Here is a 12,498-nt window from a genome sequence, read left to right on the forward strand (position 1 = left end):
ATGAGCGGTCGCGCAGCGAGGGGCGTGGCGAGCGCGTGGGAGCGTGCCGCGCTGGTGGTCGACGAGGGGTCGATCGAGGTCTGGGACGACGAGGTCGTCTCGGGCGATCCGCTGTCGTTCGCCGACGTGCGGCCGTATCGCGAGCGGCTCGCCGAGGCGGAGGTGCGGACCGGCCTGCGCGAGTCGGTCCTGACCGGCCGCGCGACGATCGCCGGCCGCCCGGTCGTCCTGGTCGCCGCCGAGTTCGGCTTCCTCGGCGGCTCGATCGGCGTCGCGACCGGCGAGCGGATCGCGCGCGCCTTCGAGCGGGCGGCCGCCGAGCGCCTGCCGCTGGTGGCGCTGCCGGCGTCGGGCGGCTCGCGGATGCAGGAGGGCACGCTCGCGCTCGTGCAGATGGCGAAGCTCGCCGCCGCCGCCCGCGCGCTCCGCGACGCCGGCCTGCCGTACGTCGTCTGCCTGACCGACCCGACGACCGGCGGGGTGCTCGCCTCGTGGGGCTCGCTCGGCACGGTCGCGTTCGCGCTCCCGGGCGCCCTGCTCGGCTTCGCCGGCCCGCGCGTCGTCGAGCTGCTGTCCGGCGCGCCGCTCCCCGACGGCGTCCAGCGCGCCGAGACCCTGCTCGCCCACGGCCTGCTCGACGCCGTCGTCCCGGCCGACGAGCTGCGCGCAGCGGTCGCGCGGGTGCTGGCGGTCGCGGCGCCGCCGGACGCCCCGGCCGCGCCAACCGTCCCGCCTGCGCCAACCGCCCCGCCTGCGCCAACCGCTCCGCCTGCGCCAACCGCCCCGCCTGCGCCAACCGCCCCGCCTGAGCCGACCGCCCCGCCTGAGCCGACCGCCGCCGGGCGGGACCTTTGTCATCCAGTGCATGCTGAGCCGGCATTGGATGACAAAGGTCCGTCGGCGGACGGGATGGAGGTGCGGGGCCGGCGGGATGCGTGGGCGTCGCTGGGGCATGCGCGCGACCTGCGGCGGCCGGGGGCGGGGGAGCTGCTGAGGGCGCACGCCGCGGACGTGACCGAGCTGCGCGGCGACCGCGCTGGCCATCCCGACGATCCCGGATGCCTGCTGGCGCTGGCGCGGTTCGCGGGGCGGCCGGTCGTGGTGGTCGCGCAGCGCCGCCGCGCCGACGGGAGGCCGCCGGCGCTCGGCCCGGCCGGCTACCGCAAGGCGCGGCGCGGGATGGCGCTGGCGGCCGAGCTGCGCCTGCCGCTGGTGACGATCGTCGACACGCCGGGCGCGGAGCTGAGCGAGGCCGCCGAGCACGGCGGCCTCGCGGGGGAGATCGCCGCCTGCCTGGCGGAGCTGGCGGCGCTGCCGGTCCCGACGCTCGCGCTGCTGGTCGGCGAGGGTGGCAGCGGCGGGGCGCTCGCGCTGCTGGTCGCCGACCGCGTCGTCTGCGCCGAGCACGCGTCGCTCGGGGTGATCGCGCCCGAGGGCGCCTCGGCGATCCTCCACCGCGACCTCGACCACGGTCCCGAGCTGGCCGCGGCGCAGGGCGGCGCCTCCTGGCAGCTGGTCCGCGAGGGGATCGCCGACGTCGTCGTGCCCGAGCCCGAGCCGGCCCACGAGCGGCCCGGCCCGTTCCTCGAGCGCCTCGCCGCCGTCGCCGCCGCCGAGCTGGAGACGCTCGCCGCCCGCGATCCGGCCGAGCGCCTCGCCGCCCGCCACGCCCGCTGGCGCGCCCTCGGCGCCCCCGCCCAGTAAGCCGAGCATCGCGCTGCGGCCCGCCGCCGCTCGTCCCTGCCGCCACTTGTGCTTGCCGCCGCTCCTCCGTGCCGCCGGCTCGTCCCTGCCGCCACTTGTGCTTGCCGCCGCTCCTCCGTGCCGCCGGCTCGTCCCTGCCGCCACTTGTGCTTGCCGCCGCTCGTCCCTGCTGCCGCCCGCGCTCGTCCCGCGCCGCCGCTCGCTCGCGCCGCTCGCAGCGGCAGGAGCCTGACCGGCGTCGTGTGGACCGCCGATGCACCGGGTAAGCGACAAACGGCGCGAAGTGGCAGCGGAGAGGAGAGGAGACGCGATGGCGCGTCGGCACGTGGCGGGCGGGCACCCGCGCATGCACGGGGACGGCGTCGCGGGGGAGCGGCATCCGCACCTCGCCGCGACCGGGCGCGGGCTGGCGAGCGCGTTCTGGGCGCTTGCCGCGGGCGTGATCGTCGCCTACGTCTTCTTCCTCGCGCTCGGCGCCTTCGGCTCGGCCGAGGTCGGGGTCGTCACCGGCGTGGTGGTCGGGTTGTCGGCGCTGTGGGTCGTCCACGCCCTCCTCGACGCCCGCCGCCGCGCCCGCGATCCGCTGCTGCGGAGCGAGCGCGAGCGCCGCGGCTTCTGAGCTGCGGCGCAGGGCGCGCCCTACGCCACCGCTCGGACCGCCGCCGCGCCGCACGACGGCCGCCCGCGCCGCCGCCTCGGCCTGCGGCCGCCCGCGCCGCCGCCCCGGCCCGCAGCCGCCTACGCCGCCGCGCGGACCGGCGCGGCGCCCGCGACGGCGAACGACCGCCCGTGTGGGCCGCCGAGCGCGTAGTCGGGGTGGGCGATCTTCAGGTAGTGGCCGAACGACCAGTCGACGAACTTCTTCGTGCCCATAGCCCGCAGCGCCGGCGCGAGCGCCTTCGGCGGCACTCTCGGGATCAGGCGCTGGACCTTGAGCATCGAGTCGAACGCGAATCTGTGACCGGCGCTGAAGGCGTGGTAGCGGCCGAGCGCCTGCTCGCGCGTCTGCTTCCCCTCGACGACGTCGCGCAGCTCGCGGCCGCAGGCGAGGCCGAAGTAGAAGGCGGTGCGGATGCCCTCGGCCGTCAGCGGCAGGCAATGGCCGGCCGAGTCGCCGACCATGAAGACGCCGTCGTCGGTCGCCGGGCGCAGCGCGTGCGGGATCCAGTTGCCCTGGAAGCCGTCGGGCGACTGGCTCAGGTCGGCCGTCAGCTTCAGCGTCGGATCCTTGACGTGGAAGCGCGGGTCGAACGAGCCGATCCCGATCCGCACCTCGTCGCGCGCCGGGAAGCTCCAGCCGTAGCCGGCCGGGACGTAGGAGCGGTCGATCCAGATCTGGAACCTGTCGCCGGCGCCTCTCGGGTGGACCTCCAGCCCGCGCGACAGCAGCGCGTCCGGCGGCTGGATGTTCTCGCCGGCGCCAAGGATCCGCCGCCAGCCGAGCGCGTCGACGATCAGCGGGGCGGTCAGGTCGCCGCGGTCGGTGTGGACGGTGTTGCCGGTGCGCCCGTCGACCTTGGCGATCTCGAAGTCGGCGTCGCCCTGCTCCTGCAGCAGCGCGCACAGCTCGGGGTAGTCGAAGGTCGAGAAGGTCCACGGCAGGCGGTAGTCGACCGTCGCGTGGGGGGTGTTGATGACGAGCGTGCCGAACTCCTGGCGGAAGGAGCCCATCAGGCCGAGGTTGCGCAGCCACTCGGTCGGCGCCGCGCACGCGGAGGTCTGGCGCTCGCCGACCTCGTAGCGGTCGATCATCAGCACGCGCGCGCCGGCACCGGCCAGCTCGCGGGCGACGGCGAGGCCGGCGAAGCTCGCGCCGCAGATCAGGACGTCGGCATCGCGGGAGAGAGGGGTGCGCTCCGCGCCGCGCTTCGTTGCACGAATCGGCATAGGCGCGTGATTCTACGGCCCCGCTGCGCCGCGGCTCCGCACAGTCGGGCTGACCTTCGGCGCTTGATCGACTCCGGTACCCTCTCTCGGCTGACCATTTTGTCCCCTACCGGTTCCCCTATGTCCACTACCGACCTTCAGCCCACCGCCAAGATCGTGGAGGGCTCCGACGGTCTCCTGCTCGAGATCGACGGCCAGATCGTCCCGAACTACGACGCGACGCTCACGCCGTTCGACGAGGGCGACGTCGTCACCGGTCACGTCGTGCGCATCGACAAGGACGAGGTCCTCGTCGACATCGGCTACAAGTCCGAGGGCGTCATCCCGTCCAACGAGCTGTCGATCCGCAAGTCGGTCGACCCGAAGGACGAAGTCGAGATGGGCGAGGAGGTCGACGCGCTCGTCCTGACCAAGGAGGACCAGGACGGACGTCTGATCCTCTCCAAGAAGCGCGCGCGCTTCGAGAAGGCGTGGCGCCGCATCGAGGCGGCCGCCGAGTCGGGCGAGCCGGTCGACGGAACCGTCATCGAGGTCGTCAAGGGCGGTCTCATCATCGACCTCGGCGTGCGCGGCTTCCTGCCGGCGTCGCTGGTCGACATCCGCCGCGTCCCGCACCTCGACGAGTACCTCGGTCAGACGATCGAGTGCAGAGTGATCGAGCTCAACCGCTCGCGCAACAACGTCGTCCTCTCGCGCCGCGCGGTGCTGGAGGAGCAGCGTAGGGAGGACCGGGAGCGGATCCTCGACCGCCTGCAGCCGGGCATGATCGTCGAGGGCACGATCTCCAACATCGTCGACTTCGGCGCCTTCGTCGACCTCGACGGCATCGACGGCCTGATCCACATCTCCGAGCTGTCGTGGTCGCACGTCAACCACCCGAGCGAGATCCTCTCGATCGGCGACACCGTCAGCGTCAAGGTGCTCGACATCGACCGCGACCGCCAGCGCATCTCCCTCGGTCTGAAGCAGACCCAGGAGGATCCGTGGCAGCGCGTCGTCGACACCTACAACGTCGGTGACGAGCTCGAAGGCAGAGTGACGAAGGTCGTCACGTTCGGCGCCTTCGTCGAGATCCTCGACGGCGTCGAGGGCCTCGTCCACATCTCGGAGCTGGCCCAGCACCACGTCGAGAACCCGCGCGAGATCATCCAGCCGGGCGACGAGGTGAAGGTCAAGATCCTCGAGATCGACTCCGAGCGCCGCCGTCTGTCGCTGTCGATCAAGCGCGTCGAGGGCCAGGTCCTGCCGCTGCGCCGTCCGGAGGGCGAGGCCCCGGCCGCGCCGGCCGAGGGCGGAGCCGCCGGCGAGGGCTACGACAACGTGCCCGAGCTCGGCCTCTCGGAGGACGTCTTCGCCGAGGGCGGCGCCGAGTCGCCGACCTCGCCCGAGGCCGTCGCCGAGGTCCAGGCCGCCGAGGCCGCCGCCGAGCAGGCCGCGGTCGAGGAGGAGGCTCCGGCCGCCGCCGAGGAGGCCGCGCCGGCCGACGACGCCGACTCGCAGGCGTAACGGGCCGATCGCCCGCTCGCACGTCCCATTCGTCGGACTGACCGGCGGCATCGCCGCCGGGAAGTCCACGGCGCTCGAGGCGCTTCGGCGCCTCGGCGCCGCCGTGATCTCGTCCGACGCGGTCGTGCACGAGCTGTACGCCTCGCCTGAGGTGCGCGACCTCGTCGTCGCGCGCTGGGGCGAGGAGGTGGCGCCGGGCGGCGTCGTCGACCGCGCCGCCGTCGCCGCCCGCGCCTTCGCCTCGCCCGAGGAGCGGGCGTGGCTGGAGGGGATGCTGTGGCCGCGCGTCGGCGCGCGGATCGCGCAGTGGCGCGAGCAGGTGCTGGCGATGGACCCGCCGCCGCCGGCCGCCGTCAACGAGGTCCCGCTGCTGTTCGAGGCGGGCATGGAGGCGGGCTTCGACGCGACGCTCGCGATCGTCGCGCCCGAGGAGCTGCGCGCCGAGCGCGCCGGCGCCCGCGGCCACGCGGCGGTCGCCGAGCGGACCTCGCGTCAGCTGTCGCAGGAGGAGAAGGCCGCGCGCGCGACCCACGTCGTCGTCAACGACGGCTCGATCGACGACCTCCAGGCGAAGCTGTCGGAGGTCCTTGCCAAGCTGAGGGGATGAGCCCCGCCGCACAGGCACCGGCGGCGCGTCGTCGCGCCGCCGCTCGTCGCCGCGCCGCGCAACGGCGCCGGCGCGCCTTCCTGGCGGTCGCCGGAATGGGCGCGCTGACGCTGCTCGTGGCGCTCGTCGCGCCGCTGTTCAGAGGCGCCGTGCGCGATCTCGCCCTGCCGCTCGACCACGAGGCCGAGATCCGCAGGCAGGCGGCCGCGAAGAACCTCGACGCGGCGCTGATCGCGGGCGTCATCTACGCCGAGTCGAAGTTCGTCGACCAGACCTCGCCGGCCGGCGCGCTCGGCCTGATGCAGCTGATGCCGGAGACGGCGCAGTTCATCGCTGAGAAGTCCGGCGGCACCGCCTTCACGATCGCGGACCTCTCGACGCCGGCGGTCAACATCGCCTACGGCAGCTGGTACCTGCGCTGGCTGCTCGATCACTTCGACGGCGACGAGATGGTCGCGCTGGCCGCCTACAACGGCGGGATCGGCAACGTCGAGCAGTGGATCGACGAGGCCGCCGCGCGCGGCGAGCGCTTCACCGAGGACCACATCCCCTTCCCGGAGACGCGCGCCTACGTCGACCGCGTCCGCGAGGCGAGAGCCGACTACGCGGCGGCCTACCCGGGGGAGCTGGGACTCCGCTAGGCCGGTCTGGCGCGTGCGAGCGACCGTGTCGCGGGCGAACGTGTGTTCGTCCGGCGGGCGCGCTATCGTCGAACCATGCCGCCCTTCCGCCTCGACTCCACCTACGCGCCGACCGCCGACCAGCCGAAGGCGATCGCCTCGCTGGCCGAGGGGATCGAGGCCGGCGAGCCGTACATGACGCTGCTCGGGGCGACCGGCACCGGCAAGACGATGACGATGGCGGCGACGATCGAGGCCGTCCAGCGGCCGGCGCTCGTGATCGCGCACAACAAGACGCTCGCGGCGCAGCTCTGCAACGAGTTCCGCACGTACTTCCCCGACAACGCGGTCGAGTACTTCGTCTCCTACTACGACTACTACCAGCCGGAGGCGTACGTCCCGAGCCGGGACCTGTACATCGAGAAGGACTCGGCGATCAACGCCGAGATCGAGCGCCTGCGCCACTCGGCGACCGCCGGGCTGTTCGCGCGCAGAGACGTGATCGTCGTCGCGTCGGTCTCCTGCATCTACGGCCTCGGCTCGCCCGAGAAGTACGACCGCAAGATGGTGATCCTCAGAAAGGGGGAGATGGTCGACCGCGACGAGGTGCTGCGCAAGCTCGTCTCGATCCAGTACACGCGCAACGACACGATCCTCCAGCGCGGCAACTTCCGCGTCCGCGGCGAGACGCTCGAGGTCTTCCCGGCGTACGCGGAGACCGCCTACCGCGCGACGCTGTTCGGCGACGAGATCGAGGAGGTCCAGCACTTCGACCCGCTCACCGGCGAGCTGATCGAGGAGGACATGGACTACGTCGCGATCTGGCCGGCGTCGCACTACAACGTCGACGACGAGGAGATCGCCGACGTCGTCGCCGAGATCGGCCGCGAGCTGAACGAGCGCTGCGCGCAGCTGGAGAGAGAGGGCAAGCTGCTGGAGTCGCACCGCCTCCGCCAGCGGACGCAGTACGACATGGAGATGCTGCGCGAGATGGGCTTCTGCTCGGGCATCGAGAACTACTCGCGGATCTTCGACGGCCGCAGAGCGGGGGAGCGGCCGTACTGCCTGCTCGACTTCTTCCCCGAGGACTTCGTCTGCTTCATCGACGAGTCGCACCAGACCGTGCCGCAGATCGGCGGCATGTACGAGGGCGACCGCTCGCGCAAGCAGACGCTCATCGACTACGGCTTCCGCCTGCCGAGCGCGCTCGACAACCGGCCGCAGAGATTCGAGGAGTTCCTCTCGATCGTCCCCAGAATCGTCTTCGTCTCGGCGACGCCGGGCGAGTACGAGCGCAGCCATTCGGAGCGCATCGTCGAGCAGATCGTGCGCCCGACCGGCATCGTCGACCCGCACATCGACGTGCGCGAGACGAGAAACCAGATCGACGACCTGATGAACGAGATCAAGGTCCGGATCGAGCGAGACGAGCGGACGCTCGTGACGACGCTGACGAAGAGAATGGCGGAGGACCTCACCGGCTACCTGCTCGAGATGGGGATCAAGACCCGCTACCTCCACTCCGAGGTCGACACGATCGAGCGGATCCAGATCATCCGCGAGCTGCGACTCGGCGACTACGACGTGCTCGTCGGCGTCAACCTCCTGCGCGAGGGGCTCGACCTGCCCGAGGTCTCGCTCGTCGCGATCCTCGACGCCGACAAGGAAGGGTTCCTGCGCGGCGAGACCTCGCTGATCCAGACGATCGGCCGCGCCGCCCGCAACGTCGACGGCACCGTCCTGATGTACGCCGACAAGGAGACGGCGGCGATGCGCGCGGCGCTGGAGGAGACCGATCGCCGCCGCGCGATCCAGCTCGCGTACAACAGAGCGAACGGCATCACGCCGGAGTCGATCGTCAAGGGCATCTCCGACATCGCCGAGTTCCTGCAGGCCGAGTCGAAGGTGCCGAAGGGCCGCAGACGGCGGGCGAAGATCGACGCCGGCAGACAGGCGTCGCCGGCCGAGCTGGAGAAGATGATCGTCGAGCTGGAAGAGGAGATGCTCGCCGCCGCCGAGGAGCTGCGGTTCGAGTACGCGGCGAAGCTGCGCGACGAGATCAAGTCGCTGCGGCGCGACTTCGACATCGCCGTCGCCGAGCAGAAGAAGGCGCCGGCGGCGCCGGCCGGCTGAGGCGGGCGCGGCGCCGCGCGCGGCCGCCCGGAGCGACGGGCGCCCGCGCGTGGCGTCCGACGCCGCCAGACCGCCGCGCGCCGGGGCGCCCGCTACCGTCCCCGCCGTGCCGGTCGACCGCGACGCGATCCTCTCCTGGTACGGCGCGGTGCGCCGCGACCTGCCGTGGCGGCGGACCCGCGATCCGTACCGGATCCTCGTCTCGGAGGTGATGCTCCAGCAGACGCAGGTCGCCCGCGTCGTCCCGTACTACGAGGCGTTCCTCGAGCGCTTCCCCGACGAGCTGGCGCTCGGCGACGCGCCGACCTCGGAGGTGCTGCGGCTGTGGAGCGGGCTCGGCTACAACCGCCGCGCGCTCGCGCTGCAGGCGTGCGCTCGCGCCGTCGCCGCCGACGGCTGGCCGCCCGACGCCGAAGGCCTGCGCGCGCTGCCCGGGATCGGCCCGTACACGGCCGCGGCCGTCGCCTCGTTCGCGTTCGGCGAGCAGGTCGCCGCGGTCGACACGAACGTCAAGCGGGTGATCGAGCGCCTCGACGGCCGCCAGCGCAGGCCGCGCGAGCTGGCAGCACGCGCGGCGGAGCTGCTTCCGCCCGGCCGCGCGGCCGACTGGAACCAGGCGATGATGGAGCTCGGCGCGACGATCTGCACCGCCCGCGCCGCCGCCTGCGACGCCTGTCCCGTCGCGCCGTGCAGCTCGCGCGGCCGTCCGCTGCCGGTCGCGCCGACCCGGCGCCCGGGCGGCGCGGCGGCCGCGCGCCCGCCGGTCCGCTTCGAGGAGACCGACCGCTACGTCCGCGGCCGCGTCGTCGCCGCGCTCGTCGCCGGCCCGGCGGCTGCCGCCGCGCTCGGCGAGCGGCTGCCCGACGGGATCGCCGCCGAGCGCGTCGAGCGGGCGCTCGCCGGCCTCGAGCGCGACGGCCTCCTCGTCCGCGACGGCGCGCTGCTGCGGCTGCCGTAGGAATGGCGCGCGAGGCCGCCCAGCACCGCGCTGGACGGCTGCCCCGCTCGGTACCCTTCGGGCCTCGCCCTTCCCACCCCGACGGAGGTAGACCTGCGTGGCCCTCGACCGCCAGAGCATCGAGAAGAAGGACTTCCCCATCGGTCGTCGCGGCTACGACCCCGAGGCGGTCGACGCCCATCTGCGCGAGCTCGCCGACGAGGTCGACACGCTCAAGCGCTCCGCCCGTCAGCGGAGCGAGACGGTCGCGTCGGCGGCGAGCGAGCAGGTCCGCGCGATCATCTCGGCCGCGGAGGCGAGCGCGTCGGAGATCACCCGCCAGGCCGAGCACGAGGCGCGCGAGATCCGCGACGACGCGAACGCCGAGGCGACGCGCACACGCGACGAGGCCAACCACCACGCGCACGACTACGTCGGCAGAGTCGCGGAGGCGACCTCGGCGCTGCTGCAGCGCGTCGACGCGATGCAGGGCGAGCTGAACACGCTGCTCGACACGCTCCGGACCGGCGCCCATCGCGTCCACGCCGACCTCCAGCTGCTGGAGGGCAACCTTGGCGAGCTCGCCTCGACCGCCGGCCGCCCGCGCTTCGAGCTCGACTCCTCCGACATCGCCGCTCCAACGGCGCCGACCGCCGCTGCCGGCCGGGTCGCGGTCGAGGACCCCGAGGCGCCGAGCCGGAACGGCAGCGCCGCCGGCGACCCCGACCGGCTCGTGCCCGATCCCGACGCGCCGGCGCCGCCGGCCGCCGGCACGCCCGCGCCCGACGCGATCGACGCCGAGGCTCCCGCCCCGGCGGCGCCGGAGGCCGCCTCTGCCGCGCTGCCCGAAGCGGAGTCCGCCGGTGCCAACGACGAGAGCGCCCGCCTCGTCGCGCTCGACATGGCGCTCAGCGGCACCCCGCGCGAGGAGACCGACCGCTACCTCGCCGAGCACTTCGACCTCGCCGACCGCGCCGCGCTGCTCGACGAGGTCTACGCCTCCGTCGGCGGCTGAGCGGGCGCTGACGGCGCGCTACGGCACGGCCGCCGGCACCGGCCCGGCGGCCGGCGCGGCCAGCAGGTGCTGGGTGAGGAAGGCGATCTGGTCGGCGGCGGCGCGCTCGAACAAGTCGCCGACGTAGATGTCGAAGTGGCCGGCGCCGGCGTAGCGGACCAGCTCGCCGCGCGGAGCGGCGCGCGCGACCTTCAGCGCGGCGGCCGGCGGCGTGACGACGTCGTCGTCGCAGACGACGACGAGCAGCGGGCAGCGCACCTGCGCTGCGCGACGGACGGGCCGGTAGGCGGTCAGCCGCAGGCAGATCCGCGCCGCGACCTCGTTGCGCCACGGCGAGCCGACGGGGACGATCGCGCGGTAGCCGGGCTCAGCGTCGGGCGAGTTCATCACCGCGCGCGAGCCGGGCGGGCCGACGGCCGCGACCATCCGCGGCGGGGCGCCGACGAGCGCGCCGGTCTCGTCGCGCAGCGCGGCGGCGGTCAGCCGCAGCGCGTGCGGGAGCGGCAGCGCCAGCGCCTGGTGGAGGCCGTCGGCGAACGGCGCCTGCGCGATCGCGGCCGCGAGCCCGAGGTCGCGTGCGGCGGTCGTGACGACGTGCCCGCCGGAGAAGGAGGTGCCCCACGCGGCGATCCGCTCGCGGTCGACCCCGTCGAGCGTGCGGGCGTACGCCAGCGCGGCCGCCCAGTCGGCGAGCTGTCTCGGGATCGACAGCAGTTGCCGCGGGCTTCCCTCGCTGGCGCCGAAGCCGCGGTAGTCGAACAGCAGGACGGCGAACCCGGCGCCGGCGAAGCGCTCGGCGAAGGCGTCGAGCCGCGCCTCGCGGACGCCCGCGAAGCCGTGCGCCATCACGACGCACGGGAGGCCGCGCGGATCGGCGGCGGCCTGCTCGGGGGCGGGCCGGTAGAGCCAGGCGGCACAGCGATCGCCCCACGAGTCGAATGTGACCTCGCTCCGGTCCATCGATCGCCACGTTACCGTCGCGACCGGCGCGACGCCGCCCCTCGTGGACGGATGGCGGTGCGCGGACCGCGCCTCCCGCTCGGCCTCGCGCAGCTGCCGCGACGGCTTCTCGCGGGCGCTCCCGAATCAAGAGGGGGGGAGAGTGCAGCGCCGCCGCGACGTCGGGATGCAGGGGTGCGTGCCAACGCACCGTCGTCTCGCGGAGATCCCATCGCGAGACGGCACGTCCGGCCGGGTCAGCCCCCGATGCCCGGCCGGGCGTACGGCCCCGGCGCCCCCTTCGCCCCCGCTGCGGGCGCCGGGGCCTCGCCCTGCGGCCGGGACGGCGTCCCCGTCCCGGCCGCGGCGGCGCTCTCAGGACAGCTTCGCGACCGCCTCGGCGAAGCGGGACGGATCGCGCAGCGGCGGGCCGTGGCCGAACAGCACGAGCGACGGCCTCAGCTCCGCCAGCCGGCGCGCCGACCGACGGTTCTCGACGGGGTCCGGGCTGGCGAGCGGGTACGGCTCCCGCACCGATCCGCGCAGCATGAACGGGTTGTAGCCCCACATCACGTCCCCGCACAGCAGCACGCGGTCGGACTCGCGCCAGTAGGAGAGGTGGCCGGGCGAGTGGCCGGGCGTGTCGAGCACGGCGAAGCCGGCGACCTCGTCGCCCTCGCGCAGCGCTCTGTCGATCGGGTGGGCCCTGCCGGCCGGCACCATCCGGTTGCCGGGCCCGCCGACCATCTTCCCGGCCTCGACCGCCTCGACGTCCCGCTCCCCGCACCACATCGGGATCCCGAGCGTCGTGCAGACCGCGTGGCTGGAGCCGTAGTGGTCGAAGTGGGCGTGCGTGAGCGCGTGCGCCCGGACCGCGCGTCCGCTGAGCTGCTTCAGGATCCGCCTGCGGTCGAGCGCCGTGCCGGCGTCGATCAGCACGTCCCCGACGAGGTAGACGTTGATGTTGTCGCGCGGGAAGCCGCGCAGCTGCCATACGCCGTCTGCGAGCTGGTGCATCGCCGGAACGGTAGTGCCGGCCGGCGGTTCCGTGCGCAGGTTGGCCGGCCAGCCAGGGATGCGGGCCGGGCGTGGGCGCGGCGTCGACAGCGCGTCGGCGCGCGCGGGCGTCGCGCTCTGGCGGGCCGACGGT

11 protein-coding genes are annotated in these 12,498 nt (G+C 74.1%); 8 read left to right on the top strand and 3 right to left on the bottom strand.

Going from position 1 to position 12,498, the window contains the following annotated elements; all coding sequences use genetic code 11:
- Together BDZ31_RS17825 and BDZ31_RS17830 are read left to right on the top strand one after the other, a co-directional pair.
- Complete coding sequence (locus BDZ31_RS17825; RefSeq protein WP_183343708.1) at positions 1 to 1,704, top strand: carboxyl transferase domain-containing protein; 1,704 nt, start codon at positions 1 to 3, stop codon at positions 1,702 to 1,704.
- Between the two features lie 310 nt (positions 1,705 to 2,014).
- Positions 2,015 to 2,323, top strand: a complete 309-nt coding sequence (locus BDZ31_RS17830) for a hypothetical protein (RefSeq protein ID WP_183343709.1) — start codon at positions 2,015 to 2,017, stop codon at positions 2,321 to 2,323.
- 119 nt (positions 2,324 to 2,442) lie between these two features.
- On the opposite strand, the gene BDZ31_RS17835 is transcribed toward BDZ31_RS17830, so the two are convergent.
- Entirely contained in the window at positions 2,443 to 3,591 is a 1,149-nt protein-coding gene (locus BDZ31_RS17835; RefSeq protein WP_183343710.1) for an NAD(P)/FAD-dependent oxidoreductase, read from the bottom strand.
- A gap of 120 nt (positions 3,592 to 3,711) precedes the next feature.
- Here BDZ31_RS17835 and rpsA point away from each other — a divergent pair, with 120 nt between their 5' ends.
- From rpsA to BDZ31_RS17865, 6 genes are all read left to right on the top strand, one after another.
- Complete coding sequence (rpsA, locus tag BDZ31_RS17840; protein ID WP_246345400.1) at positions 3,712 to 5,097, top strand: 30S ribosomal protein S1; 1,386 nt, start codon at positions 3,712 to 3,714, stop codon at positions 5,095 to 5,097.
- 37 nt (positions 5,098 to 5,134) lie between these two features.
- Positions 5,135 to 5,704, top strand: coding sequence for a dephospho-CoA kinase (coaE, locus tag BDZ31_RS17845; RefSeq protein WP_221243162.1), 570 nt, complete (start codon positions 5,135 to 5,137; stop codon positions 5,702 to 5,704).
- Positions 5,701 to 6,345, top strand: a complete 645-nt coding sequence (locus BDZ31_RS17850; RefSeq protein WP_183343711.1) for a lytic transglycosylase domain-containing protein — start codon at positions 5,701 to 5,703, stop codon at positions 6,343 to 6,345. The genes coaE and BDZ31_RS17850 overlap by 4 nt, the downstream gene beginning before the upstream one ends.
- A gap of 75 nt (positions 6,346 to 6,420) precedes the next feature.
- Positions 6,421 to 8,457, top strand: coding sequence for an excinuclease ABC subunit UvrB (gene uvrB / locus BDZ31_RS17855; RefSeq protein ID WP_183343712.1), 2,037 nt, complete (start codon positions 6,421 to 6,423; stop codon positions 8,455 to 8,457).
- A gap of 106 nt (positions 8,458 to 8,563) precedes the next feature.
- Positions 8,564 to 9,415, top strand: a complete 852-nt coding sequence (locus BDZ31_RS17860; RefSeq protein ID WP_343075622.1) for an A/G-specific adenine glycosylase — start codon at positions 8,564 to 8,566, stop codon at positions 9,413 to 9,415.
- 97 nt (positions 9,416 to 9,512) lie between these two features.
- Positions 9,513 to 10,409 (top strand): DivIVA domain-containing protein, encoded by an 897-nt coding sequence (locus BDZ31_RS17865; protein WP_183343714.1) that lies wholly within the window; start codon positions 9,513 to 9,515, stop codon positions 10,407 to 10,409.
- Positions 10,410 to 10,427: 18 nt separating this feature from the next.
- On the opposite strand, the gene BDZ31_RS17870 is transcribed toward BDZ31_RS17865, so the two are convergent.
- Both BDZ31_RS17870 and BDZ31_RS17875 read right to left on the bottom strand, forming a co-directional pair.
- On the bottom strand, positions 10,428 to 11,369 hold the full coding sequence (locus BDZ31_RS17870) for an alpha/beta hydrolase (protein ID WP_183343715.1): 942 nt from the start codon (positions 11,367 to 11,369) through the stop codon (positions 10,428 to 10,430).
- A gap of 354 nt (positions 11,370 to 11,723) precedes the next feature.
- Complete coding sequence (locus tag BDZ31_RS17875; RefSeq protein ID WP_183343716.1) at positions 11,724 to 12,365, bottom strand: MBL fold metallo-hydrolase; 642 nt, start codon at positions 12,363 to 12,365, stop codon at positions 11,724 to 11,726.
- Positions 12,366 to 12,498 lie beyond the last annotated feature (133 nt).

This window comes from Conexibacter arvalis, from assembly GCF_014199525.1.
GTDB classification, from domain to species: domain Bacteria; phylum Actinomycetota; class Thermoleophilia; order Solirubrobacterales; family Solirubrobacteraceae; genus Conexibacter; species Conexibacter arvalis.